We start from the raw sequence: 24,153 nt of genomic DNA, 5'->3' as shown, positions 1-24,153 counted from the left end.
AGTGACCGCGACACTCACACTGCGACTCTGGCTTAAATGCTCGGAGTTTCAATGCTGAGGGCGATTTATAACGCGCTCTGGTGGATCGTCGCGCCGCTTGCCGTATTGCGTTTGCTGATCCGGTCGCGCAAGGAGCGTGGCTATCGCGAGCATATCGCCGAGCGTTTCGGTTACGCGCGCGGCCGCTTGCCGGAAGACAATGCGCCGCTGATCTGGGTGCATGCAGTGTCGGTGGGCGAAACGCGCGCCGCGCAACCGCTGATCGACGCGCTGATGAAAGCGCGTCCCGACGCACGGATTCTTTTGACCCATATGACGCCGAGTGGCCGTGCGACCGGCGAGCAGATTTTCGGCGACCGTGTGTTGCGCAGTTATCTGCCGTACGACATGCCGCATGCGGTGCGGCGGTTTTTGCGGGCGTGGCGGCCGTCGCTCGGTCTGGTGATGGAAACCGAAGTCTGGCCAACGCTGATCGACGAATGCCGTCGCGCGGATGTGCCGCTGGTGCTGACTAATGCGCGAATGTCGGCGCGTTCGTATAAGCGCGCGGCCAGGTTCGGCCATGCAACCCGGGACGTGTTCGGTGGATTTGCGCGGGTGCTGGCGCAGAGTCCGTCGGATGCGGAGCGGCTCACGGCGCTTGGCGCGCGTAATGTCGCGGTGCTTGGCAATCTGAAGTTCGATATGACCACACCGCCGGAACTCGCGGCGCGCGGCCATGCATGGCGCGCGGCGATCGGCACGCGGCCGGTGTGGGTCGCGGCGAGTACGCGCGAAGGTGAAGAGGAATTGGTGTTGCAGGCGTTCGCGGCGCTCGGCATCGAGAATGAGTTGCTGATCCTCGTGCCGCGTCATCCGCAACGGTTTAACGAAGTGGCGGCGCTGGTTGAGAAGGCGGGCTTGCGTCTCGAGCGGCGTTCGACGTGGGCGCCTTCGGCGACAGTGGCATCCGCGGCTGCTTCAAGTGCTGGCGGTGGTGTGCCCGCGCTGCCTTCAGGCGTGAACGTGCTGCTCGGCGATTCGATGGGCGAGTTGGGCGCTTACTACGCGGCTTCGGATCTGGCGTTTATCGGCGGGAGTTTGCTGCCGCTGGGCGGGCAGAATCTGATTGAGGCATGTGCGGTCGGCGTGCCGGTGCTGATTGGGCCGCATGTGTTCAACTTCACGCAGGCAACGGCGGATGCGGTCGCGGCGGGTGCGGCCGTACAGGTGCAAGATCCGGCTGATCTGGCGCGGGCGTTGCGCGAGCTGTTCGGTGACAAGGCAACGCGGCTGGCAATGGGCGGCGCCGCTTCGGCGTTCGCCGCGCGCCATCGTGGCGCGACCGCGCGGACGGTGGATGTGTTGATGGCGTTGTTGCCGGAGTGAGGAAAGGCGCGAAAGCGCCTTGAATTCAAAGCTTCAAAGCGCGCCTTTCGGGCTTAAGCCTTCAACAACCCCTTCTTCTCGATAAACTTCACCACCACATCCAGTCCGTCGAGCGCCTTCAGATTGCACATCACGAAGGGCCGGTCGCCGCGCATCTTCTTCGCATCCGATGCCATGACCTCCAGATTCGCACCGACCATCGGCGCGAGATCGGTCTTGTTGATCACCAGCAAATCCGACTTCGTAATGCCCGGGCCGCCTTTGCGCGGAATCTTCTCGCCGCCGGCTACGTCGATTACGTAGATCGTCAGGTCTGACAGTTCCGGGCTGAAGGTCGCCGCGAGATTATCGCCACCCGATTCGATGAACACGATATCCGCATCGGGAAAGCGCGTCAGCATGCGGTCGACGGCTTCGAGATTGATCGATGCGTCTTCGCGAATCGCCGTATGCGGGCAGCCGCCTGTTTCGACGCCCATGATCCGCTCGGCCGGCAACGCGCCTGCTACGGTCAACAGACGCTGATCTTCCTTCGTATAGATGTCGTTGGTGATCGCGACGAGGTCGTACTGATCGCGCATCGCCTTGCAGAGCATTTCGAGCAGCGTCGTTTTGCCCGAGCCGACCGGGCCGCCGACCCCCACGCGCAACGGCGGCAGTTTTTTCGTGCGGACAGGCGGGTGAGCGGGGTGATGAGGTGCGTTCATGATGGATCGTTTTAAGAGCGGAAGAGCCGCGAATACTGCGACTCGTGACGCGCCGACAGAATGCCCAATTGCGGCGCGAAGGTGTTGATGTTTTCGGGTGAAGTGGCCAGTGCGCGTGTGACGGCGGTGTCGATCGGCTCGCGCAATGCGACGATGATGCGCTGGCCGGCGAGTTGGCCGAGCGGTACGGCCTTCAATGCGGCAGCAGCCTGGTTTTCCACCCAGCTGAATGCGTAGGCGGCGAGCGCAGCATCAGGCGCTGCGTCGTGTGCGTACGCGGCGAAGGCAAAGGCCGTGGGTTGTGCCAGGGGCTTGAGCGATGCCAGCGTGATGCGCCGTTCGGCGTCGCCCCATTCCAGCGAGACGCACAACTGTCGTAGTGACCAGCCCATCTGTTCCGTTTCGCGTCGTAGTTCAGCGGACTCACGGCTGGCCAGGAATTCGCTATTCGCTTCCTTCAGGCCGTCTGCGTCGTGCGCTCGCCAGCGTTCGATCTGATGCGCGAGAAACGGCAGTTCGCCTCGCGAAAGCACGTCGGTTAAACCGCTGGCGATCCAATCGCGAGCCGAATCGGCGTCGGTGATGAGTTGCGCTTCGATCGCGGCTTCGAGACCCTGCGAGTAGCTGAACGCGCCGATCGGCAATGCCGGCGACGCGAGATGCAACAGCGCTGTGAGTTCAGCGATGCGCATGGTGATGATGCCCGTGGCCGCACGATTCGTCGTGGACGTGATCGCTGTCTTTGGGATCGTGCGATTGATCGTGGCCGTGGTCATGATCATGCGAATGACCGTGCGCATGGCTGTGCTCATGATCCGAGTGGCCATGTCCATCCGCGTGATCGTGTGGGTGATCGTGTGCGTGGCCATGGTCATGCGAATGCGCATGCCCGTGATGCTCGCCGAACACCTGCTGCGCGATGGCATAGTCTTCCGCAAAGGTCTCATCGTGACCATGCTTATGCCCGCCGCCATACGCGCCCGACTCCGGCTGGAACGGCATCGACACCTGATCCACGCTTGCGCCGATGCGCTTCAGCATATCGGCCAGCACCGGATCGTATTCGAGCTTCAGATAATCCGCGCCGACTTCGACCGGTGTATGACGATTACCCAGGTGATAGGCGGCGCGCGTCAACGTCAATGTATCTTTCGCGCGGACAACCAGCACCGCTTCCGGCGCGGCGACCACGCGGACCAGGCCGCCATCATCCGCGACCAGAACATCGCCGTCGCGCAGCACCGTACCGCGCGGCAGCAGCAGCGCGACTTCCTCGCCGTTATCGAGCGTTGCCGCGAGACGGCTTTTGCGCCGGTCATCAAAAGCGAGCGTCAAGGTTGGCGCCCGCTTCACCAGCACGGGCGCGAGCTTCAGATGCGGGGCAATCAGTTTGTCGATGGTGCGCATGGTTTAGAACAAAAAGTAGCGTTGCGCCATCGGCAATACGGTGGCCGGTTCGCAGGTCAGCAACTGACCATCCGCGATCACCTGATACGTCTCCGGATCGACGCTGATCGCCGGACGCCACGCGTTGTGGATCATGTCCGCCTTCGTGATTTTGCGGCAGTTCTTCACGGCAACGATACGCTTATTCAGACCATAGCGTTCACCGACACCCGCATCCGCCGCCATCTGCGAAACGAAGGTCAGGGAAGTCCGTCCCAGCGCACCGCCACGGGTGGCGAACATCTCGCGATAGTGGACCGGTTGCGGCGTCGGAATCGACGCGTTCGGGTCGCCCATCTGCGCCATCGCAATCATGCCGCCCTTCAGGATCAGCGACGGCTTGATACCGAAAAACGCCGGCTCCCAGAACACCAGATCGGCCCACTTGCCCGGCTCGATGGAGCCGACTTCATGCGAGATACCGTGCGTGATGGCCGGATTGATCGTGTACTTGGCGACATACCGCTTTGCACGGAAATTGTCGTGGCGCGCGTTGTCTTCGGGCAGCGCGCCGCGTTGCACCTTCATCTTGTGCGCGGTCTGCCATGTGCGGATGATCACTTCGCCCACGCGCCCCATCGCCTGCGAGTCCGACGACAGCATCGACAATGCGCCGAGGTCATGCAAGATGTCTTCGGCGGCGATGGTCTCGCGACGGATACGCGACTCGGCAAAGGCGATATCTTCCGCGATCGACGGGTCCAGGTGGTGGCACACCATCAGCATGTCGAGGTGCTCTTCGAGCGTGTTGACGGTGTACGGGCGCGTCGGATTAGTCGACGAGGGCAGCACGTTCGCTTCGCCGCACACCTTGATGATGTCCGGTGCGTGGCCGCCGCCTGCGCCTTCCGTGTGATACGTGTGGATCGTGCGACCCTTGAACGCGGCCACGGTCGCTTCCACAAAACCCGCTTCATTCAGCGTATCCGTGTGGATCGCGACCTGCGTGTCGGTGTCGTCGGCGACAGAGAGGCAATTGTCGATTGCAGCGGGCGTCGTGCCCCAGTCTTCGTGCAGCTTCAAACCGATCGCCCCCGCGGCGATCTGCTCCAACGCGGGCTGCGGCTGGCTCACATTACCCTTGCCGAGGAAACCGAGATTCATCGGGTAACCATCGGCCGCTTGCAGCATGCGTTCGAGATGCCACGGACCCGGCGTGCACGTCGTGGCATTCGTACCGGTTGCCGGACCCGTGCCGCCGCCGAGCATCGTCGTCACGCCGCTCGCGAGCGCTTCTTCGATCTGCTGCGGGCTGATGAAGTGGATGTGCGTATCGATGCCGCCCGCCGTCACGATCAGGCCTTCGCCCGCGATCACTTCGGTCGACGCGCCGATCGCGATCGTCACGTTCGGCTGGATGTCGGGATTGCCCGCTTTGCCGATCGCGGCGATGCGGCCGTTCTTGATGCCGATGTCGGCCTTGACGATACCCCAGTGATCGAGAATCACCGCGTTTGTCACGACGGTATCCACGACGTCGGCGTGTACGCGTTGCGACTGGCCCATGCCGTCGCGAATCACTTTGCCGCCGCCGAATTTCACTTCCTCGCCGTAGGTTGTGAAGTCGCGTTCGACTTCGATCAGCAACTCGGTATCGGCGAGGCGTACGCGGTCGCCGGTGGTGGGGCCGAACATTTCCGCGTATGCGCGGCGGCCAATGCGTAATGTCATGGTGTGGGTCCGGAAATGAGCAGGGCGGTCGAAGCAGGCATGCGCGGTCGGCGCATCAGAGCTTGCCCATCACCTTGCCGTTGAAGCCGTAGACGACGCGGTCGCCCGCCAGTTCGACCAGTTCGACGGTGCGTTCCTGGCCGGGCTCGAAGCGCACGGCGGTGCCCGCCGCAATGTTCAGCCGGAAGCCGCGCGCTGCTTCGCGATCGAAGGAGAGCGCCTCGTTCACTTCGTAGAAATGATAGTGCGAGCCGATCTGTACCGGACGGTCGCCGGTATTCGACACGATCACCGTGACGGTGGCGCGGCCCGCGTTGAGCTCGTGTTCGCCGTCGTCGATGAGGAGTTCGCCGGGAATCATGGGGCTGCCTTGCGTGATTAGGGGATCGGATGATGAACGGTGACGAGCTTGGTGCCGTCGGGGAACGTGGCTTCGACCTGGATGTCGGGGATCATTTCCGGTACGCCTTCCATCACATCGTCGCGCGTCAGCAGCGTGGTGCCGTAGTGCATGACCTCGGCGACGGTCTTGCCGTCGCGGGCCGCTTCCATCAAGGCGGCGGTAATGAAGGCGATCGCTTCCGGGTAGTTCAGTTTGAGGCCGCGGGCGCGGCGCCGTTCGGCGAGCAGCGCGGCGGTGAAGATCAGCAGCTTGTCCTTCTCGCGAGGTGTCAGCTTCATCGAATGATTGCGTAGGGTTGCGCCGGTCCTGAGATAGGCCGGCTGCGACAATGATAGGCGCTGCGCGTCATGGCCGCGATCGCGTGCTGCGCACGGGATGAGTCCACGACGAGTGCAATGCCGGATAAGCCTGTCACGGTATCAAGCTCAGCTAACGACGCGCTTACAGATCAGCCGGCAGCGGCGCGCCGAACCACTTCTTCGACATCGTATTGAGCGTGCCATCCTGCTTGGCTTGAGCGATGGCTGCATTCACTTTCTGTTGCAGGCGTCCCTCGTTCTTGTTCATCCCGACGAAACACGGCGAATTCTTGATGACGAACTTCGGTTCCGGACGACGCGGCGGATTCTTCGCGAGGATCGCGGCGGCGACGATGTTGCCGGCGGCGATCAACTGCACCTGACCGGAGAGAAACGCGGCGATGGTCGCGTTGTTATCTTCGAAGCGTTTGATGGTGGCGTTCGGCGCCATTTGCGTGAGACCGATTTCTTCGAGCGCGCCGCGCGTGGCGCCGACTGTCTTGCCGGTGAGATCGGCCGGGCCGGTGACCTTGATGTCGGCGGGACCGAACACGCCCTGGTAGTACGGCGCGTAGGCCGTTGAAAAGTCGATGACCTTGTCGCGCTCAGGCGTTTTGCCGAGCGAGGAGATCACCAGATCGACCTTGCCCGTCTGCAGATACGGAATGCGGTTCGCGCTGTTGACCGGCACGAGTTCGAGCTTCACGTTCATCGACTTGGCCAGCAGGGCGGCGGTGTCGATGTCATAGCCTTGCGGCTTCATATCCGCGCCGACCGAACCGAACGGCGGATAGTCCTCAGGCACGGCGACTTTCAGCACGCCGGCTTTAGTGATGTTGTCGAGCGTATCGGCGTGGGCGGCCGGCGCATTGATGGCGAGGACGGGCGAGAGCAGCAGTGCTGCGAGCCAGGCGCGACGCGCGGGGCGAAGGGTCGATCGGGTCATGTTGTGTGAGCGGTGGTGGCGAGAAGCGGTCGGCTGCCGTCAGGACGCGGCAACATCGTGGGAGATTTCGACGCAAGGTGTGTGCCATGCAGGTGCAGCGTGCGCTGGCGGGGCGGAGGGAAGATTGTGCACTTCTATGGGGCGTGGGGATGCCTCGAGCTGGTGCGTCTTGCGTCTTACGAAGGTGAAAGGCAGCTACGAGCGTCTTAAGTCGACCAGATGCGAAGCGGCACCCCCTCAACCCCATGCACCACCGGCCTCAACTGAAGCCAGCACTTCGTCAAAGCGCGCTGCAGCGTTTCCATCGACCGCGAAACCGCACGCACGAGCAAAACACCCTCGGTGACACAAGAAGCCGCCGCCCGTAACGAATCGTCGAAAGGTAGCTGGGCCGTAAGCCCTTCAGCAAGCGCATCATCGCAAGCCGCGCCAACGGCCCACAGCGTTCCATACGCAGGAAACCCGGCAAGTCCTTGCGCGGCATCCCGCAGTGGATCTTCCGCGCTGAGGCTCGCGCGTTCGAGCCACAGCGCCTCGCCATTCGCCCCGACGATCCGCGACACCGCGCGTAAATGACCGGCCGACCACCGTTCACCGGCGGCTTGCCGTCCGAGTTGAGTCGTATCCCAGCCGATCGCAGTCGCACCCTCGCCAAGCGTCAGCGAAAAATCCAGCATCGCGTTGGCGTGATCGAAAACGATATTGTTCTGCGGCAGCCAGTCGAGTTTCGCCTGAGGTCCGACGCGTACCGCAATATTCTGCCGTGCCGAACGGCCATTGGACTTGTACCACTTCGTGGCGCCTGGCGTGGTGATGACAGCATGGGCACGATCGCCGACCTCCACGTCGATATCGAGTTGATCGCCGCCCGCAATCCCGCCCGGCGGATGCACGATCACTGCGTGGCAGATCGCATGGCCTTCCGGATAGAGCGGCCGTTGCACCCGCAACGGCCCATCATGCAGCCGATGCCTGAGCGTAGTCCGCTCGCCTTCTTTGACGAAGCCGAGTTCGAGGCGTGCGCGCCATTGCGAATGCGCGGTGGGTTGCGCGGTGGCGAGTGCAGCGTGGTTTTCGTGAAGCGACATACGGATGGAAGTACGAAGAACGCGCGGGCCGCCGCGCTTATTGGCGCGATAACGGACTCAGGAATGACAACGCGTGCCGCTGCGGGAGCGCGTCCGCGCTTGACCGCGTTGCCATCAGATGCGGCGAGAATAGCACGCTGGTTAGCGATGCTGACGCGTGTTCGATACCCGTCAAACGGCGATCAGTGCACGCACGCCATCTGCATCCATGTTGACGCCTTCACCACCCGCGACGATTTCACCGCGGCTCATGACCCAGTATCGATCGGCGATCTCTTTGGCGAAGTCGTAATACTGCTCGACGAGCAGCACCGTCATGCCCATTTCTTCTACCAATTGACGCAGCGTGCGGCCGATATCCTGAATGATCGACGGCTGGATACCTTCGGTGGGTTCATCGAGGATGAGCAATTGCGGATCGCTCATCAACGCGCGACCGATCGCGAGCTGTTGTTGCTGACCGCCGGAGAGGTCGCCGCCGCGGCGGCTACGCATATCCTTCAGGACCGGAAACAGTTCGTAAATGCGGTCCGGGATTTTCTTGGGGGCTTTCTTGCTGGCCGCGCCGACCAGCAGATTTTCTTCGACGGTCAGCCGAGGAAAGATGTCGCGGCCTTGCGGAACATAAGCGAGGCCTTTCTCCACGCGCGAGTAGGTCGGCAGCTTGGTGATCGGTGCACCGCGCCAGGCGATCGAGCCGCTTTTCGTCTGGACAACACCCATCAGGCACCTGAGCAGCGTTGTCTTGCCTACGCCATTGCGACCCAGCAGCACGGTGAGCTTGCCATCAGGCACGGTGAGTTTCACATCTCTAAGGATGTGGCTTCCACCGTAGTACTGGTTCAGGTTGTCTACTTCTAGCATGTCGGTCGATCCTTGAATTCTGCTGGCTTTTTGCGGCCGTGGTTTGATTGCGGCCGCTACCATTGCCGTTATCGCCCGAGATAAGACTCGATCACTGTCTCGTCCCGCTTCACCTCATCAAGCGTGCCGTGGGCGAGAACCCGCCCTTCGGCCATCACCGTGACTTTCCCCTTTTCACCCGACAGCGCCGCCACAAACTCCATATCATGTTCAACCACCATCATCGAACACGTCCCACGCAAATGGTTAAGCAACTCGGCCAACTGCATCGTCTCGTCATCGGTCATGCCGGCAGCAGGTTCATCGAGCAAAAGCAGCGCGGGTTGCTGCATCAGCAACATCCCGATTTCGAGCCGCTGTTTTTGCCCATGCGACAACTCTCCGGCAAGCCGCCGCGCCTCGCTCTCCAACCCGATCAGACCCAGCGTCTCTTCAATCCGGGCTTGCGCCTCGCGATCCAGCCGGGCGCGTAAAGAAGCCCACCAACCCTTATCGGCCTTCATCGCCAACTCGAGGTTCTCCCACACAGGATGCTGCTCAAAAACGGTCGGCTTCTGAAACTTGCGCCCAATCCCGGCGCGCGCAATAGAAGGCTCGTTCATCCGCGTCAGATCGATCGACTGCCCGAGATAAACCTTGCCGGAATCCGGCTCCGTCTTTCCGGTGATGACATCCATCATCGTCGTCTTGCCCGCGCCGTTCGGCCCGATGATGCAACGCAACTCCCCTGTTTCGATCGACAAGGTCAGCGCATTCAGTGCGCGAAATCCATCGAAGCTCACGGTCACGTCTTCGAGGTACAGAATCGTCCCGTGCGAAATATCGATCTCGCCCGGCACCACCACGTGCCCCATGCTCGCGACGCCGCTCAACGACCGTTCAGCAGGTTCTTCAGGTAACGCAAGATCAGGAACCATCGGGTTTTCGTTCATGACCGGTTCCTCTTGCGTGTCACCATATCGATCAGTCCCATGATGCCGTTCGGCAGCAACAGCGGGACCAGCACGAAAATAAGACCGAGGAAGAACAGCCAGTATTCAGGGAAGTTCGCCGTAAAAAAGCTCTTCGCGCCATTTACCGCGAATGCGCCGATGATCGGTCCGATCAAGGTGCCGCGTCCACCCACCGCAACCCAGATCGCCATCTCGATCGAGTTGCCCGGCGACATCTCGCCCGGGTTGATGATGCCGACCTGAGGCACATACAACGCGCCTGCAATCCCGCACAAAATAGCGGACACGGTCCACACGAACAGCTTGTACGCGAGCGGGCTGTAACCGAGGAACATCAGGCGCGTTTCGCCGTCACGTACCGCGGTGACTACACGGCCGAGCTTCGACGTGACGATGGCCCGCGCGCCGATGAAGGCCAGAATCAACACTGCGAACGTGATCAGCAGAAGGGCAGTGCGCGTGCCCGGATGCGTAATCGGAAAGCCGCCGATGCGCTTGAAGTCGGTAAAACCGTTGTTGCCGCCGAAACCCGTTTCATTGCGGTAGAACAGCAGCATGGCGGCGAACGTCATCGCCTGCGTGATGATCGACAGATACACGCCCTTCACCCGTGAGCGGAACGTGAAGAAGCCGAACACCCACGCAACGACTGCCGGCACCAGCACCACCAGCAGCATGGCATAACCGAGATGCTGCGTACCTTGCCAGTACCACGGCAGTTGGTGCCAGTCGAGAAACACCATGAAGTCGGGCAGGTCGCTGCCGTATTTGCCTTCGTGACCAATCGAGCGCATGAGGTACATGCCGATCGCGTAGCCGCCTAATGCAAAGAACAACGCGTGTCCCAGGCTCAGAATGCCGCAATAACCCCACACGAGATCGAGTGCCAGCGCGGCGATCGCATAGCACATGAACTTGCCGGTGATCGTCATCGCATAGGCGGACAGATGCAGCGGGCTCGTTTCGGGCACCACCAGCGTGGCGAACGGCACGCCGAGGCCGAACACGATGATCAGCGCAATCAGCGCGAGCCACGCGCGGCGCGACAGCAGCGCGGGACGCGGCGGCAAGCCGAGTGCGAAGCCGGACTGCACGTCGCGTCCGGCAGCCGCGCCGCTGCTCGCCGCGCCGACGTGAGCCGATGAAGTAGCCGATGTCATCTCATGCCTCCGCGCTACGGCCCTTGAGGGCGAACATGCCCTGCGGACGCTTCTGGATGAACAGTACGATCAGCACGAGCACGGCGATCTTGGCCAATACGGCGCCCCAGAACGGCTCGATCGCCTTGCTGACCAGGCCGAGACCGAAGCCGCCGATTACCGTGCCGGCGAGTTGACCGACGCCGCCGAGCACCACGGCCATGAACGAATCGATGATGTAGCTCTGGCCGAGATCCGGGCCGACATTGCCGATCTGCGACAGCGCACAGCCGCCCAGGCCGGCAATGCCGGCGCCAAACGCGAATGCGTACGAATCGACGCGCGCGGTCTTCACACCGACGCAGGCCGCCATGCGCCGGTTTTGCGTCACGGCGCGCACGAACAGACCCAAACGTGTTTTAGTGAGGACAGCCCACGCAATCCCGACGACGATCAGCGAAAACGCCAGGATCGCCAGCCGGTTGTATGGCAGGATCAGATTCGGCAGGACGGTCACGCCACCGCTCATCCATGCGGGATTGACCACCTGGACGTTCTGCGCGCCGAACAGCATGCGCGTTGCCTGAATCAAGATCAGGCTGACGCCGAAGGTGGTCAGCAGGGTTTCGAGCGGACGACCGTACAAATGCTTCAACACCAACCGTTCGAGCACGATGCCGACCAGTCCGGCCGCGGCGAATGACGCCGGCACGGCAAGCAACGGATACCAGTCGAATGCGCCAGGCGCAAAGCGCTGAAACAGGTTCTGCACGACATAGGTTGCGTAGGCGCCGATCATCAGGAATTCACCGTGCGCCATGTTAATCACGCCGATCAGCCCGTACGTGATGGCGAGTCCCAATGCAGCGAGCAGCAGCACGCTGCCGAGCGACAAGCCCGCGAACAACGTGCCCGCGATCTGGCTGCGGCGCTGGATCGAATCGAGTTCGTCGATGCCGCTTTGCGCGGCGGCGCGCACCCGGTCGTCGGCTTCGTTGAAGGTGCCGTCCGCCTTCTTCGCGACGAGCGGACGCAGCAGTTCGTTCATGTCGAGATCGTGCCGCGCGGCGACCAGTTGTACGGCTTCGAGGCGCTTGGCCGGGTCGGCGTCGTGCAACGCGGTCATCGCCCACAGCGTGTCGAGGCGCTTCTTCAGCGCCGGGTCCGTTTCCTTTGCACGCGCCGCGTCGACGAGCGGTTTGATCGACGGATCGGGATTTTGCAGCAGGGCGGTGATGGCGGCGTCGCGTGTGGCGACGTCGGGCGAATCGAGTTGCAGGCCCGAGAGTGCGCCTGCCACTTTCGAGCGGAGCAGGTTGTTCAGGGTGACCGGTTGCGCGTCGCCTGCGGCGACCGTTTTGCCGGTGACGGCGTCGCGTGCGGTGTCGCCGTCTTGCAGCAGCACGGCGCCGGCATCGGTGGCGAGCGCGCTGTCCTCGGAGAGGGCTTTGAGCACCGCGAGCGATTCTTTGTCGTGGTTGGCAATCAGCTTGTCGATTGCGGCGGATTTTGCATCGAAGTCGTCGCCGGCGAGCGGCGCGACATCGGCCGGGCTCAGCGCGAAGGCAGCAAGCGGCACGCTGGCGAGCAATGCAAGCGTGAGGCCGCCGATGCTGCGTCGTGCGAATTTCGGAAATGAAAACGCCATGATGGCCTTTGAAGAAAAACCGGCGGGGCGGCGCGGCATCGACCTAAAGAGTGGCTTGCCGCGCCATCGGATTGCTGCGAGCGGAGACCGCGCCGTGATTCGATTGCCGCAGATCCTCGGCCTTGAGTCCGCTCCGACGGGCGGCGTGTCTCGCCCGCCCATCGAGAGATCGCGTTGGATCGTGGCGACGGCTAAGCCTAACCGCGCCATCGCTGCGATCCGTCTTCTCAGGCAACCCGCGAGCGCTTCAGGAACGCCGGGATCGAACTGACCACGTCCGGCTTGCTCGAATTGCCGGCGATGAACGGGCTCCACGGCTGTGCGCGAATCGCGGTCTTGGTCCGCCACACCACGTTGAACTGACCGTCGGCACGCACTTCGCCGATCATCACCGGCTTGTGCAGATGGTGATTGCCGTCCATTTCTAGCGTGAAGCCCGACGGTGCCGCAAACGTCTGGCCGACCATCGCCACACGCACCTTGTCTACTTCCGTGCTCTTCGCTTTTTCGACGGCCTGTTTCCACATATGGATGCCGACGAAAGTCGCTTCCATCGGGTCATTGGTCACGCGCTTGGTGCCGCCCGGCAGGTTGTTGTCCTTGACCCATGTCGCCCATTGCTTCTTGAACTTCTCGTTAGCCGGGTTGCGCAGCGACATGAAGTAGTTCCACGCCGCGAGATTGCCGACCAGCGGTTTCGTATCGATGCCGCGCAGTTCTTCTTCGCCGACCGAGAACGCGACGACCGGCACGTCGGACGCCTTCAGCCCCTGGTTGCCGAGTTCCTTGTAGAACGGCACGTTCGAGTCGCCGTTGACGGTCGAGATCACCGCGGTCTTGCCGCCTTGCGAGAAGGTCTTGATGTTCGCGACGATGGTCTGATAGTCGCTGTGGCCGAACGGCGTGTAGACCTCCTGGATATCGGCTTCCTGCACGCCTTTCGACTTGAGGAACGCGCGCAGGATCTTGTTGGTCGTGCGGGGGTACACATAGTCGGTGCCCAGCAGGAAGAAGCGCTTGGCGCCGCCGCCTTCAGTGCTCATCAGATATTCGGTGGCCGGAATCGCTTGCTGATTCGGCGCGGCGCCCGTGTAGAACACGTTGCGCGACATTTCTTCGCCTTCGTACTGCACCGGGTAGAACAGCAGGCCGTTCAGTTCTTCGAACACCGGCAGCACCGACTTGCGCGACACCGACGTCCAGCAGCCGAACACAACGGCGCACTTTTCCTGAGTGATCAGTTGGCGCGCCTTTTCGGCGAACAGCGGCCAGTTCGACGCCGGGTCCACGACCACCGGCTGCAGTTGACGGCCCATGACGCCGCCGTTCTTGTTGATGTCCGCGATGGTCATCAGCGCGGTGTCTTTGAGCGACGTCTCCGAGATCGCCATCGTGCCTGACAAGGAATGGAGAACGCCTACCTTGATCGGACCGCTGTCCGATTGCGCCTGAGCAAACGGAACCTGACCAGCAAGCGCCAATGCGCCCGACATGGAGCCGAACTTCAACAGACTGCGACGTTTCATGTGTTTCCCCTTGCCATTGATGGTGACTGTTTATGGGCGTCGATTTCAGCCAGCAGGGCTCATCCCGCATGACTTGCCGCTTGTGTACTGCAAGGCACATGCCATGCAGTCATTTCGACTTGAGGTCCGCGTCTTGCGTGCTGTGACGCGGCGATGCGCTTTGTCAGTCATGCGTAATGGCGGCGCAACATTGGTGCAGGAGCAGGGCGCGCGCCTCGTTCAGGTGCGTGCCGCGCCGCAACGAAGCGTATCCATCGGCCAACGGGCGTGGGCGGTGCATAACCGCCGCCCCTTTGTGCAGGCGCAGGCGGCTAAATGGACTTTGCACGGCGTTTCGGGCGGGCTACCGAAGGCTTTTGAAGCCGCGATGAAAATCGCTCGGCATATGCCAGGCGATCTAAGGCACCTCTCCTTTGTGAACTCGGGTTCGGACGTGATTGATATCGCGCTGAAGATTGCTTTGGCCTGCGGGAGGCGGATTGGCAATCGGGCAGGGCACAGTCTCGGCTTGGAAAGACAAAAGGCCAGCGACTTGCGGCGCTGGCCTTTTGTGCTACCTCTGTGCTTCCGCCGGTCAATCAGAAGGCGATGAACGGCCCGGTTTGCGTGCCTGCGCGGGAGCCATTCAATACCGTGTACACATTGCGACCGTAGAAGAACGGCAGCCCTAACAAAAAGTAACTGGCGGACGACGTATATACGCCGAGATTGTCATGCGCGGCGTACTGGCCTGCCATCAGGCTGGCCATGTTGGCGACCTGGAACGGTACGGTGATGGGAGCAGTCGCGCCATTGCTCGATTTGAGCACCGCGGACAGGCTCAGTAGGGCCGATGGCGTGTATCGGTACCACTGATCGAACGGGATCGCCGTGTCGCGGAAGGTGTGGGTGTTCGAACCGCTGTCGATCGCGCCTTTGACGAACGTGCCACCCTTGTACACGGTCGTGAAGAAGCCATCGCTGTCGAGCGGAATAATATTGGCATTCGACGGCAATGCATTGTTCTGCTGCGTGCCGATGCCGAACACCAGTTCGCCCGTTGCGCTTGCCTGGCCGCCTGCCGGCAACGCGGGTAGACGGATTATCGTGCCGTTGTTGTCCGACGTGAAATTGGCGACCGGATTCATGACCTGCGTGTCGAGTGGTACGCGCGTGCCTTTGCATGCGCCCGTGGACGGGCAATAGTAGTAAGTTGCCGACAAGGGGCGTTGAGCGGCAAGCGGCCAGTCGCGTATTGCAGAACTGATGCCGATTACCCCGTTGGCACCGAGATTGGCCGCTGTGCCGAGATCGCCGAGCCCACTCGACTGGCAATCTGACGGTACGGCATACGCGCCGTCGCTGATGACCTGGAGTGGCAGGTTGCCGGCTACCTTGCCGCCCATCGTTACGTCTGCACGCTTGATGGGCCCCCACGTGTATCCGGACAAAAACTGCGTGCACTCGGCAATGGGTGCGCCGCCAGTTGGATCGTCGGTAGCACCGGTTTGCGCGGGCAGGCGGCTGGCGAGCGCCGGGCCCAGCGCGCTCGCCAGCACCCGCACGCCTGCCGAACCCGTATCGATCAACATGTGGTCAATCGTTGCGCATTGGTTTGCACCCTGGACCCCGGGGATGCAGAGGGTGATCGTCGCGTAGGGCTGATTGGGGAAATTCCCCGTCCACCGTTCGACGGTGATCGGGACTGTGTTGACGTCGGGTGTGGGTGTGGGTGTGGGTGTGGGTGTGGGTGTGGGTGTGGGGCTCGGGGTGGGGCTTGGAGTTGGAGTTGGAGTTGGAGTTGGTGTCGGTGTCGGTGTTGGCGTTGGCGTTGGTGTCGGAGTCGGAGTCGGAGTCGGACTTGGAGTTGGCGCTGGCGTGGGGCTCGGAGCTGGCTTCGGGCTCGGCGTCGGACTCGGAGCGGGACTTGGCGCAGGCGACGGTGTTGGACTCGGCGTAGGCGTTGCCGGTTTGTCGTTGTCGTGGGTCTGATTCGAACTGCCGTCGTCGCTACCGCTACCGCCGCCGCAGGCTGAAAAGGTCAGGCTAGCCGTCAGCAGCGCGAAGCAAAGTTTCTTATTGAGCGTGTTCATGTCTCTTCTTGTGTTCCGTGAAATCGATGCGCCGTGTCACTGCAGATCGTCAGCTCGGACATTCGCGGGAACGAGGCGCGGCAGAACTGCCTTACCGAAGAAGCTCCCTGGCCGGCCTACCGACTCGATCTGAATGTCACCATTGCGTTCGATCAATGGACCGGTGCCGCGTGCGCGGTTTTCGGCCGCTGAGACCGCGGTCTGAAAATAGCTGCCGAGCAGCGCTGTCATGTCGGGGCGCACGGGCCCTTGCCACGTGACGGCAAACACGACATTGGTAGGCAGCACGTATTCGCGAATCGTGACGCCGTCGGCATTGCGCGATTCGCGCACGGTATAAACCGCGGAAGCAGAAGAGGAACCAGAAGCGGTCGAACGGAGCAAGGATTTCGAAGCCGAAGCCGAAGCCGGGGTCGAGGTCGAAGCTACACCCGCACCCGGTGCACTGCCCAACGCCGCATACGACGCGAGCGGCACAAGAGCCGACACGGCCAGCACGATCTTTACAAGTCTCATCACATTGCTCCAAAAAACAGGTCGGAGCATGGTGCCTGCGGGCTATTAATGAGAGTGTCTGAAAAGTCTCAACGGTGGGTAGGAAACGCCGATGCGATTCGACCGGCTCTGCGCGGTAACCGGTGAAGCGGGAGGCACACGTCTCGCAACGCCACCTCCCGAATCACACACCCCAATCCGTCAGAACGCGACGAACGGTCCGGTATGCGTGCCGACCTTGTTGTTCCCGATCACCGTGTACACGCTGCGGCCGTAGAAAAACGGCAGGCCCCAGAGGAACGTGCGGTTGTACGAGAAATTCCACCCCACGTTGTTGTACGCGGCATTGCCACTTGCCATCAGATTGACCGCGTTATCGAGCGGAAAAGTCAACTTGTAGGGCGTACCGGAGCCGTTCGTTGCTTCCATGGTCGCGTCCAGGCTGAGCGTGCTCGTTGGTGTGTACCAACCCGAGGTTGTAGGTATCGAGCTGTCGGGAAAGGCGTATCCATTGGTGCCGCTGTCGATCGCGCTCATGTTGAACGCAGTCCCCTGGTACTGGGTCGTGATGCCGCCGTACTGGTCCACCGCAAAGTAATTGGCATTGGTCGGCAGCGCATTGTTCGCCTGGGTGCCGACGCCGAATATCAGTTGACCGGCGACGCCGGCCTGGCCGCTGGCGGGCACCGCCGGCAGTCGGATGACCGTGCCGTTGTAGTCGGCGTCGAATGCGGCAACCGGGTTCATCACCTCTTTGGCGGCCGTCATGCGCGTACTGATGCATGAATTCTGCGACGGGCAGTAGTAGTAGAGACCTGGCATCGCGTTGTCGAGCGCGTCTTTGGAGTCGGACGTGAAGTTCGAAATCCCCAGGATGCCGTTGGCGCCCAGACTTTGCGCGGTGCTGAGGTCGGTGCCGCCATGCGCAATGCAGTCTGCCGGGGTAGAAAACGCCCCATCGCCGATCACCTGGATCGGGATGTTGCTCGCCGTCCTGCTGCCGATTGTGATGTCGGCGCGCTTGATCGAGCCAAATGTGAAACCGGAAGCGAACGGCATGCACTCGGCGATGGGATAAGCGCCGCCGATGTAGTTGCCGTTGGGTTTGTCGTCCACTGCGCCGACTTGCGTGAGCAACTGGGCGTTCAACGCCTGAATCGCACTGGCCGTGATACGTACGCCCGTTGACCCGGTGTCGACCAGCATCCGGTCGACGGTCACGCACTGGCTTGCACCCGGCTGCGTGCCGGGGACGCACACCTTGATCGAGGTGGACAGCATGTTGACGCCGCCCATCGAGTTGTCGACGCGAATCGGCACCGTATTGTTCTTGTCGGTTTTGATGTTGCTCGTATTGCCGGCGTCACCCGCATTGCCGCTATTGCCCGAGCCGCCGGGCGTATTGATCCAGTCGGGCGTGGCATTCCAGCCGAGGGCGCTGCCTTGGTTGCTTCCATCGCCACTGCCACCGCCGCCGCAAGCGGCAAGGGCGACGCTCATCCCCGCCACGATGGCCCACAGCCTCTTCTTAAAAGTCTTCATATTCTGATTTTTCCGTTACTCGACGTAAATCTCACTGCAGATCGCTCGGGCGCACGTTAGCGGGCATCAGGCGGGGTAAATAAGCCGCGCCGGTGAAATGCCCTAAACGGCCTGCCGATTCGATCCGGAAGTCGTCGCTGCCCTCGACTAGCGGCCCGGTGCCGCGAACATGGCCTTCTCCGGCGCTGACGTAGGTGGGGAAATAGCTGCCGAGAAGTGCGCTCATATCCGGACGGATAGGGCCCTCCCACGTGACAGCGAACACGACATTGCTGGGTAGCACGTACTCGCGGATCGTGACGCCGTTGGCATCGCGCGACTCGCGCGTCGTGTAGCGCGACGCGGTTGCTGCTTTAGATGTGGCTGTTGCCGCGGTGGACTGCGGCATGGCGCGCAGTACCGCAGGGGAGGGGGACGTGCCGGCGCTCGGCGCGCCGCCCAACGTTGCATGAGATGCGAGCGGTAACAGCGTTACCGCCAACATCGCGATCTTCAAAAATCTCATCACACGGTTCCAGGAAAACAGGTCGGAGCATGTTGCCTTCGACGTGTTTAGGAAACCGCCAGAAATTTCCGGTGCGACTGTGAGAAGCGTCTCGACGAAAGCGGAGCGTCAGCCTTCTCTTAGATATTCTTAAGTTGCAGGGTGAAACTCGACGTCGCGTCAGGCGGCTGACGACAGGAGCAGACGATCAAACGCGGTCGGGTTGTACGGAAAAGGAGAGAGCGGGTCGGGGCGTTACTGAGGCGCAACAGCGTTCGGCATAGTCGTGCGGGCGAGCGCCGCGCGCTTTGCAACTGCGCGTCGTTCGAGAGCACTTCGTTGTAGAGCAAAAAGAGAGAGGCGCTGAGCCTGCGCGGGAAGCAGGCTCAGCGCCGCGAGCGCGGCAGCAGAGCTGACGGCAAGGACATTGCGAACCGCATGATGAAGCGCCAGAGCGGGTGCGAGGACCGGCACCCGCTAACGGATCAGCGCAACCCGTGCGATCAGTAGGTGGGAACGGTGGGGTCGACCTGACGCGACCACGCGTCGATCCCGCCTTGCAGATTGAAGACGTTGGTGTGGCCGCGCGATTCGAGGAACATCGCGACCTGGGCGCTGCGCGCGCCGTGATGGCACACGCAGACGATTTGCGCGTCGTCGTCGAGTTCTTCGCTGCGCGCGGGAATCTCACGCATCGGAATCGACACGGCGCCGGCGATCGACGCCGTCTGGATTTCCCACGGTTCGCGCACGTCGAGCAGCACGGGCGCGGGGCGCGATTGATCGGCAAGCCATTCGGCGAGCGCGGGAGCGGTCAGATTTTGCATCAGCGGGACATCCGGTTCAGAGGACGGCGGCGTGCCGGCCGTCCAGAAAAACGTGCGAATTAAAACTTGAAGCGCGGCGGCTGCACGGCATTGATCAGCGGTTCGACATAGGTTTCGAACACGTCGGCAATGCGGTACTGCTTCTCGTCGATACGCGTGATGATCTGCGCCTTCATGACCGGCGCGGTACCGACGAATGCGGCCAGACGGCCGCCGATCTTCAGATGTTCGAGGATTTCCTGCGGGAGCACCGGCAGGCCGCCCGATACGCAGATCACGTCGTACGGTGCGGCGCTGGCCCAGCCGCGCGAGGCGTCGCCGGTGACGACTTCGGCGTTCAGCACGCCGTTGGCGATGAGATTGCTCTTTGCCAGTTCAGCCAGTTCCGGTTCGATGTCGACCGTCAGCACGTGCTGCGCGCGATGCGCGAGCAGGGCGGCCATATAACCCGAGCCGGCGCCGATTTCGAGCACGCTTTCGTGTTTCTTCACCGCCAGCTCCTGCAGCACGCGGGCTTCGACGCGCGGCGCCAGCATGTGCTGGCCGGCCGGCAGCGGCACTTCGAAGTCGACGAAGGCCAGATCGCGGTAGACGGTGGGGACGAAGTTTTCACGCTTGACGATCGAGAGCAGATTCAGCACGTCCTGGTCGAGCACTTCCCAGGGGCGGATCTGCTGTTCGATCATGTTGAAACGCGCTTGCTCGATGTTCATGGTGGATTCGGCAGTGTGGTTTGGCGAGTTTGCGATTCTTTGCCGCTGACCGGTGGCCTCAGGGTACGACCGGGGTGCGGCCCGGGGGCGGTCCGGTAGTACAGCCCGGTAAGCGGGCCACGGCAGGGTAACTGCGGGATTGTACCAAATGGCGGCGCGAACTCATGCCGTCGCGGGCAGCGCAACGCCGGGCCGCATCCTGAGCCAGCTCTCCGCGTGCCTGCTTGCCCCCGTGTTAATCCCTAGCGATCCGTCCTTGCGCTTCCGGCCTTGATCGCTCAAAAATGTAATCGATTACATTTTTGAGGCAAATTCACTTGTCCAAGTCGGTGTCCAAAACGGCGCCTGTGACGTCGTCGCCCGTGCGTTCGCAGCCTGATGCTCGGCCGCCGCACCAGACCGAGGGCCTTTCGATTGCCCAGGTGGCGGAGCAGGCAGGGGTCTCGGTGGCGACGGTGTCGCGCGTGCTGAACGGCCACGAGAACGTGCGGCCCGCCACGCGCGACAAGGTATTGGCGGCGGTCGACGCCAGCGGCTACCGCGTCAACGAACTCGCGCGCAACCTGCGCACTGCCGAAAGCCGCCTGCTGCTGACCATGGTGCCCGACGTCGGCAACCCCTTTTACGCGGAGATCGTGCGCGGCATTGACAGCGTTGCGCGTCAGCACGGTTATTTCATGCTGCTCTGCGACACGGGCGCCGATCCGGGCCGCGAGCGTAGCTACTTCGATCTGCTGCGCCGCCGCCGCGCGGATGGCGCGATCTGCCTCGATCCGGCGACCATCCAGCAGGCGCTCGGCGAGGCATCCAGCGCGCTGCCCTGGGTCGCGTGCTGCGAGTTCGATCCGGAGATGGGCGTGCCGTACGTCGGCATCGACAACTATCAGGCCGCGGGCGACGCGGTGCGGCATCTGCTCGCGCGTGGTCACCGGCGCATCGGGCTGATCAATTCGGACGTCGACTATCTGTACGCGCGGCAGCGTCAGCAAGGCTATCTGGACGCGCTGACCGAAGCGGGCATCACGCCGGACGAGCATTGGCGCATGAACCTGAACAGTCTCGACTACGAGGCGGGCGCATCGGCAGCGGCCTTGCTGATGCAGCAGCCGCATGCATCCAACGCGGCGCCGAGCGCGATCTTCGCCGTCTCCGACACGCTGGCGATCGGCGTGATCCACGGCTTGCGCAGCATCGGCAAACGCGTGCCGGACGATGTCGCGGTGGTCGGCTTCGACGATATTTCGCTCGCGGCGCAAATCGATCCGCCGCTCACCACCATCGCCCAGCCGATGCGCGAACTCGGCGAAACCGCCGCACGCCTCCTGCTGCAACGGCTCGCCAATCCCCTGGCGAACGTGCCGGGCGTGCTGTTGCCGCATCGGCTCGTGATTCGCAGGAGCGCGTAAGTCATGAGCCTCGCCGTTCGTTTCGACGATATCCGCAAAGACTTCGGGCCGGTGCGCGTGCTGCACGGGGTGAGCTTCGAACTGGCGCCGGGACGCATCTATGGTTTGCTCGGCGAAAACGGCGCGGGCAAATCGACGCTGATGAAAATCCTCGCCGGCTACGAGACGGCGACTTCGGGCACCTTGCTGGTCGACGGCCACGCGCAGCAGTTCATCGGGTCGCGCGACGCGGAAGCGGCGGGCATCGTGTTGATTCACCAGGAGTTCAATCTCGCTGAGCATCTGACGATCGCGCAGAACATGTATCTCGGTCATGAAAAAAAACGCGGCTGGTTTGTCGACGACGCGGCAATGCGCACCGAGGCCGCGCGTTTTCTCGAGCAGGTGGGGTTGGAGAAAGCGCCGGATACGAAGGTGCGCGAGCTGATCGTCGCGGAAAAGCAGATGGTGGAGATCGCCAAGGCGCTATCGCGCCGCGCGCGTTTGCTCATCATGGACGAACCGACCGCCACGCTCACGCCGGCCGAAACCGAACGCCTTTTCGCGTTGATGGCGAAGCTGAAAGCCGAGGGCGTGACCATCGTCTACATCTCGCACAAGCTGGACGAAGTCGAGCGCATCACCGACGAAGTCATCGTGATGCGTGACGGCCGCTTCGTCGCGCGCAGCGAAACGGCGGCGCTCGCGCGGCAGCAGATGGCGAATCTGATGGTCGGGCGCGACGTGTCCGATATGTTCCCCGACAAGATCACCGTGCCTGCCGATGCGCCGATCGCGTTGAAAGTAGACGGCCTCGACGTCCCGAATTGGGTCGAAGACCTGAGCTTCGACGTGCGTGCCGGCGAAGTGCTCGGTTTCGCGGGCCTCGTCGGCGCGGGCCGTACCGAAGCCTTCGAAGCGCTCATCGGCCTGCGCAAACGCACGGCGGGCCGCATCGAGATCGCCGGCCGCCGCGCGGATCTGAAGAGCCCGCGCGACGCCATGCGCCACGGCCTCACGTATCTGAGCGAAGACCGCAAAGGCAAAGGCCTGCATGTGAATCTGAGCCTGCAGGACAACGTCACGCTGATGACGCTCGAACGCTACGCGCATCCGTTACTCGACATGAAAGCGGGGCGCGCGGCGTTGACCCAGGCCGTGCACGACTTCGGCATTCGCACGGGCGATCTGTCGAGCCGCGCGCGCATGCTCTCCGGCGGCAATCAGCAGAAGCTCGCGCTCGCCAAGTTCCTGCAGCCCAATCCGAACGTGATCGTGCTCGACGAGCCGACTCGCGGCGTCGATGTCGGCGCGAAACGCGATATCTATTTCCTGATCCATCGTCTCGCCGCGCAAGGTCGCGCGGTGATCGTCATTTCATCCGAACTGATCGAGCTGATCGGTTTATGCCACCGCGTCGCCGTGATGCGCGCGGGACGTCTGCAAACCACGCTCACGCTCGAGCATCTGACCGAAGAGGAGTTGATCGCCCATGCGACCGGCACCCACTGAAGCTGTTCAATCCGGCCGCGCGTTGCGCTTCGCGCATCGTCTGTATGCGCTCGGGCCGCTCGTTGGGCTGATCCTGCTGTGCATCGTCGGCACGCTGCTCAACCGCGATTTCGCGACGCTCGACAACCTGATGAACGTGCTCACGCGCACTTCGTTCATCGGCATTATCGCGGTCGGCATGACCTTCGTGATCATCTCGGGCGGCATCGATCTGTCCGTCGGATCGATGGCCGCGCTGATCGCGGGCAGCATGATCTGGCTGATGAACGGACTGGCTGCCGGTATCGGCGGTCACACGCTCGCGCCTTTGCTGATTCTGACACTCGGCATTGTGTTCGCGCTGGTGCTCGGCGGTTTGTTCGGCTGCGCGCACGGATTGCTGATTACCAAAGGACGGATCGAGCCGTTCATCGTCACGCTGGGTACGTTGGGGATTTTTCGCGCAGTGCTGACGTGGCTCGCGGATGGCGGCGCGCTGACGTTGGATAACGGATTGTCGGACCTGTACGGGCCCGTTTACTACGCGAGCCTTTTCGGCGTGCCTGTCCCGATCTGGGTGTTTCTGGTCGTTGCGGCGGGTGGTGCGTTGATCCTCAATCGCACCGCGTTCGGCCGCCACGTGCAGGCGATCGGTTCCAACGAACAGGTCGCGCGCTATGCGGCGATTCGCGTCGACACGGTGAAGATCATTACGTACGTGTTGCTCGGTATCTGCGTCGGCGTGGCGACGGTGCTGTATGTGCCGCGGCTCGGATCCGCTACGCCAACCACGGGCTTGCTGTGGGAGCTCGAGGCGATTGCGTCGGTGGTGGTCGGCGGCACGGCGCTGAAGGGCGGCGAAGGGCGCGTGGTCGGCACGGTGATCGGCGCGATTCTGCTTTCGGTGATCGCCAATATTCTGAATCTGACCAGCATCATCAGCGTGTACCTGAACGCGGCGGTGCAGGGCGTCGTGATTATCTTCGTCGCGTTTGTGCAGCGCGGACGGCGGTAGGTAGTGGGCGTTGAGCTTCAAGGAATACAACGGCAAGTTCGAGAATCGGGGCGCATGAACGCCTCATAACG

Annotated in this window: 23 protein-coding genes and 1 pseudogene; 5 read left to right on the top strand and 19 right to left on the bottom strand. The window is 62.4% G+C overall.

Features of this window, described 5'->3' with window-relative positions; translation table 11 throughout:
• Positions 1 to 51: 51 nt before the first annotated feature.
• The gene (gene waaA, locus PQQ95_RS02800; protein ID WP_408434700.1) at positions 52 to 1,368 is read left to right on the top strand and encodes a lipid IV(A) 3-deoxy-D-manno-octulosonic acid transferase; all 1,317 of its coding nucleotides are present in this window, start codon (positions 52 to 54) and stop codon (positions 1,366 to 1,368) included.
• Positions 1,369 to 1,421: 53 nt separating this feature from the next.
• Here waaA and ureG read toward each other — a convergent pair whose 3' ends face one another.
• From ureG to urtA, 13 genes are all read right to left on the bottom strand, one after another.
• Complete coding sequence (gene ureG / locus PQQ95_RS02795) at positions 1,422 to 2,075, bottom strand: urease accessory protein UreG (RefSeq protein ID WP_408434698.1); 654 nt, start codon at positions 2,073 to 2,075, stop codon at positions 1,422 to 1,424.
• An 11-nt stretch (positions 2,076 to 2,086) separates the two neighbouring features.
• Entirely contained in the window at positions 2,087 to 2,767 is a 681-nt protein-coding gene (locus PQQ95_RS02790) for an urease accessory protein UreF (protein ID WP_408435318.1), read from the bottom strand.
• Positions 2,754 to 3,482 carry an urease accessory protein UreE gene (gene ureE / locus PQQ95_RS02785; RefSeq protein WP_408434696.1) on the bottom strand — a complete coding sequence of 243 codons (729 nt, stop codon included), beginning with the start codon at positions 3,480 to 3,482 and terminating at the stop codon, positions 2,754 to 2,756. The genes PQQ95_RS02790 and ureE overlap by 14 nt, the downstream gene beginning before the upstream one ends.
• A gap of 3 nt (positions 3,483 to 3,485) precedes the next feature.
• Complete coding sequence (gene ureC / locus PQQ95_RS02780) at positions 3,486 to 5,192, bottom strand: urease subunit alpha (RefSeq protein ID WP_054041795.1); 1,707 nt, start codon at positions 5,190 to 5,192, stop codon at positions 3,486 to 3,488.
• Between the two features lie 55 nt (positions 5,193 to 5,247).
• Positions 5,248 to 5,553, bottom strand: coding sequence for an urease subunit beta (locus PQQ95_RS02775; RefSeq protein ID WP_408434694.1), 306 nt, complete (start codon positions 5,551 to 5,553; stop codon positions 5,248 to 5,250).
• A 17-nt stretch (positions 5,554 to 5,570) separates the two neighbouring features.
• On the bottom strand, positions 5,571 to 5,873 hold the full coding sequence (ureA, locus tag PQQ95_RS02770) for an urease subunit gamma (protein ID WP_011487082.1): 303 nt from the start codon (positions 5,871 to 5,873) through the stop codon (positions 5,571 to 5,573).
• 163 nt (positions 5,874 to 6,036) lie between these two features.
• On the bottom strand, positions 6,037 to 6,840 hold the full coding sequence (locus tag PQQ95_RS02765; protein WP_408434693.1) for a transporter substrate-binding domain-containing protein: 804 nt from the start codon (positions 6,838 to 6,840) through the stop codon (positions 6,037 to 6,039).
• A gap of 206 nt (positions 6,841 to 7,046) precedes the next feature.
• Positions 7,047 to 7,928 carry an urease accessory protein UreD gene (locus tag PQQ95_RS02760; RefSeq protein ID WP_408434691.1) on the bottom strand — a complete coding sequence of 294 codons (882 nt, stop codon included), beginning with the start codon at positions 7,926 to 7,928 and terminating at the stop codon, positions 7,047 to 7,049.
• Between the two features lie 171 nt (positions 7,929 to 8,099).
• A complete protein-coding gene (urtE, locus tag PQQ95_RS02755) occupies positions 8,100 to 8,792 on the bottom strand; it encodes an urea ABC transporter ATP-binding subunit UrtE (protein WP_408435316.1) in 693 nt (230 codons plus the stop codon).
• Positions 8,793 to 8,860: 68 nt separating this feature from the next.
• Positions 8,861 to 9,724 (bottom strand): urea ABC transporter ATP-binding protein UrtD, encoded by an 864-nt coding sequence (gene urtD / locus PQQ95_RS02750; protein WP_408434689.1) that lies wholly within the window; start codon positions 9,722 to 9,724, stop codon positions 8,861 to 8,863.
• Positions 9,721 to 10,905 (bottom strand): urea ABC transporter permease subunit UrtC, encoded by a 1,185-nt coding sequence (urtC, locus tag PQQ95_RS02745; RefSeq protein WP_408434687.1) that lies wholly within the window; start codon positions 10,903 to 10,905, stop codon positions 9,721 to 9,723. The genes urtD and urtC overlap by 4 nt, the downstream gene beginning before the upstream one ends.
• A gap of 1 nt (position 10,906) precedes the next feature.
• Positions 10,907 to 12,532, bottom strand: a complete 1,626-nt coding sequence (gene urtB / locus PQQ95_RS02740; RefSeq protein ID WP_408434685.1) for an urea ABC transporter permease subunit UrtB — start codon at positions 12,530 to 12,532, stop codon at positions 10,907 to 10,909.
• Positions 12,533 to 12,759: 227 nt separating this feature from the next.
• A complete protein-coding gene (urtA, locus tag PQQ95_RS02735; protein ID WP_408434683.1) occupies positions 12,760 to 14,058 on the bottom strand; it encodes an urea ABC transporter substrate-binding protein in 1,299 nt (432 codons plus the stop codon).
• Positions 14,059 to 14,398: 340 nt separating this feature from the next.
• Here urtA and PQQ95_RS02730 point away from each other — a divergent pair.
• A pseudogene (locus PQQ95_RS02730) lies at positions 14,399 to 14,542 on the top strand (omega-aminotransferase AptA); the annotation flags it as partial.
• A 94-nt stretch (positions 14,543 to 14,636) separates the two neighbouring features.
• Here the strand turns inward: PQQ95_RS02730 and PQQ95_RS02725 are convergent.
• From PQQ95_RS02725 to PQQ95_RS02700, 6 genes are all read right to left on the bottom strand, one after another.
• Positions 14,637 to 15,737: a DUF3443 domain-containing protein gene (locus tag PQQ95_RS02725; RefSeq protein WP_408435314.1), complete on the bottom strand. Its 1,101-nt coding sequence runs from the start codon at positions 15,735 to 15,737 to the stop codon at positions 14,637 to 14,639.
• A gap of 429 nt (positions 15,738 to 16,166) precedes the next feature.
• Positions 16,167 to 16,646 carry a DUF2844 domain-containing protein gene (locus PQQ95_RS02720; protein ID WP_408434681.1) on the bottom strand — a complete coding sequence of 160 codons (480 nt, stop codon included), beginning with the start codon at positions 16,644 to 16,646 and terminating at the stop codon, positions 16,167 to 16,169.
• Between the two features lie 180 nt (positions 16,647 to 16,826).
• The gene (locus PQQ95_RS02715) at positions 16,827 to 18,167 is read right to left on the bottom strand and encodes a DUF3443 domain-containing protein (protein ID WP_408434679.1); all 1,341 of its coding nucleotides are present in this window, start codon (positions 18,165 to 18,167) and stop codon (positions 16,827 to 16,829) included.
• A 31-nt stretch (positions 18,168 to 18,198) separates the two neighbouring features.
• On the bottom strand, positions 18,199 to 18,672 hold the full coding sequence (locus PQQ95_RS02710) for a DUF2844 domain-containing protein (protein ID WP_408434677.1): 474 nt from the start codon (positions 18,670 to 18,672) through the stop codon (positions 18,199 to 18,201).
• 482 nt (positions 18,673 to 19,154) lie between these two features.
• Positions 19,155 to 19,478: a rhodanese-like domain-containing protein gene (locus tag PQQ95_RS02705; RefSeq protein ID WP_115782076.1), complete on the bottom strand. Its 324-nt coding sequence runs from the start codon at positions 19,476 to 19,478 to the stop codon at positions 19,155 to 19,157.
• Positions 19,479 to 19,537: 59 nt separating this feature from the next.
• Positions 19,538 to 20,191, bottom strand: coding sequence for a protein-L-isoaspartate O-methyltransferase family protein (locus tag PQQ95_RS02700; RefSeq protein WP_408434675.1), 654 nt, complete (start codon positions 20,189 to 20,191; stop codon positions 19,538 to 19,540).
• Between the two features lie 362 nt (positions 20,192 to 20,553).
• Between PQQ95_RS02700 and PQQ95_RS02695 the strand changes: the two genes are divergently transcribed.
• The 3 genes from PQQ95_RS02695 to PQQ95_RS02685 are packed head-to-tail and all read left to right on the top strand — an operon-like array spanning position 20,554 to position 24,082.
• Positions 20,554 to 21,597 carry a LacI family DNA-binding transcriptional regulator gene (locus PQQ95_RS02695; RefSeq protein ID WP_408435312.1) on the top strand — a complete coding sequence of 348 codons (1,044 nt, stop codon included), beginning with the start codon at positions 20,554 to 20,556 and terminating at the stop codon, positions 21,595 to 21,597.
• 3 nt (positions 21,598 to 21,600) lie between these two features.
• Positions 21,601 to 23,088, top strand: coding sequence for a sugar ABC transporter ATP-binding protein (locus tag PQQ95_RS02690; protein ID WP_408434673.1), 1,488 nt, complete (start codon positions 21,601 to 21,603; stop codon positions 23,086 to 23,088).
• Complete coding sequence (locus tag PQQ95_RS02685) at positions 23,069 to 24,082, top strand: ABC transporter permease (RefSeq protein WP_408434671.1); 1,014 nt, start codon at positions 23,069 to 23,071, stop codon at positions 24,080 to 24,082. Before PQQ95_RS02690 ends, PQQ95_RS02685 begins: the two co-directional genes overlap by 20 nt.
• Positions 24,083 to 24,153 lie beyond the last annotated feature (71 nt).

This window comes from Paraburkholderia caffeinilytica, from assembly GCF_046030355.1.
Lineage (GTDB): Bacteria > Pseudomonadota > Gammaproteobacteria > Burkholderiales > Burkholderiaceae > Paraburkholderia > Paraburkholderia caffeinilytica_B.
Note: the sequence above shows the minus strand (reverse complement) of the source record. Positions and strands in the feature narration are given on the sequence as shown.

Bases quoted from the DNA above. Each gene is read 5' to 3' on its own strand.
- waaA (WP_408434700.1), top strand. From the start codon at position 52: ATGCTGAGGGCGATTTATAACGCGCTCTGGTGGATCGTCGCGCCGCTT.
- ureG (WP_408434698.1), bottom strand. From the start codon at position 2,075: ATGAACGCACCTCATCACCCCGCTCACCCGCCTGTCCGCACGAAAAAA.
- PQQ95_RS02790 (WP_408435318.1), bottom strand. From the start codon at position 2,767: ATGCGCATCGCTGAACTCACAGCGCTGTTGCATCTCGCGTCGCCGGCA.
- ureE (WP_408434696.1), bottom strand. From the start codon at position 3,482: ATGCGCACCATCGACAAACTGATTGCCCCGCATCTGAAGCTCGCGCCC.
- ureC (WP_054041795.1), bottom strand. From the start codon at position 5,192: ATGACATTACGCATTGGCCGCCGCGCATACGCGGAAATGTTCGGCCCC.
- PQQ95_RS02775 (WP_408434694.1), bottom strand. From the start codon at position 5,553: ATGATTCCCGGCGAACTCCTCATCGACGACGGCGAACACGAGCTCAAC.
- ureA (WP_011487082.1), bottom strand. From the start codon at position 5,873: ATGAAGCTGACACCTCGCGAGAAGGACAAGCTGCTGATCTTCACCGCC.
- PQQ95_RS02765 (WP_408434693.1), bottom strand. From the start codon at position 6,840: ATGACCCGATCGACCCTTCGCCCCGCGCGTCGCGCCTGGCTCGCAGCA.
- PQQ95_RS02760 (WP_408434691.1), bottom strand. From the start codon at position 7,928: ATGTCGCTTCACGAAAACCACGCTGCACTCGCCACCGCGCAACCCACC.
- urtE (WP_408435316.1), bottom strand. From the start codon at position 8,792: ATGCTAGAAGTAGACAACCTGAACCAGTACTACGGTGGAAGCCACATC.
- urtD (WP_408434689.1), bottom strand. From the start codon at position 9,724: ATGAACGAAAACCCGATGGTTCCTGATCTTGCGTTACCTGAAGAACCT.
- urtC (WP_408434687.1), bottom strand. From the start codon at position 10,905: ATGACATCGGCTACTTCATCGGCTCACGTCGGCGCGGCGAGCAGCGGC.
- urtB (WP_408434685.1), bottom strand. From the start codon at position 12,532: ATGGCGTTTTCATTTCCGAAATTCGCACGACGCAGCATCGGCGGCCTC.
- urtA (WP_408434683.1), bottom strand. From the start codon at position 14,058: ATGAAACGTCGCAGTCTGTTGAAGTTCGGCTCCATGTCGGGCGCATTG.
- PQQ95_RS02720 (WP_408434681.1), bottom strand. From the start codon at position 16,646: ATGAGACTTGTAAAGATCGTGCTGGCCGTGTCGGCTCTTGTGCCGCTC.
- PQQ95_RS02715 (WP_408434679.1), bottom strand. From the start codon at position 18,167: ATGAAGACTTTTAAGAAGAGGCTGTGGGCCATCGTGGCGGGGATGAGC.
- PQQ95_RS02710 (WP_408434677.1), bottom strand. From the start codon at position 18,672: ATGAGATTTTTGAAGATCGCGATGTTGGCGGTAACGCTGTTACCGCTC.
- PQQ95_RS02705 (WP_115782076.1), bottom strand. From the start codon at position 19,478: ATGCAAAATCTGACCGCTCCCGCGCTCGCCGAATGGCTTGCCGATCAA.
- PQQ95_RS02700 (WP_408434675.1), bottom strand. From the start codon at position 20,191: ATGAACATCGAGCAAGCGCGTTTCAACATGATCGAACAGCAGATCCGC.
- PQQ95_RS02690 (WP_408434673.1), top strand. From the start codon at position 21,601: ATGAGCCTCGCCGTTCGTTTCGACGATATCCGCAAAGACTTCGGGCCG.
- PQQ95_RS02685 (WP_408434671.1), top strand. From the start codon at position 23,069: ATGCGACCGGCACCCACTGAAGCTGTTCAATCCGGCCGCGCGTTGCGC.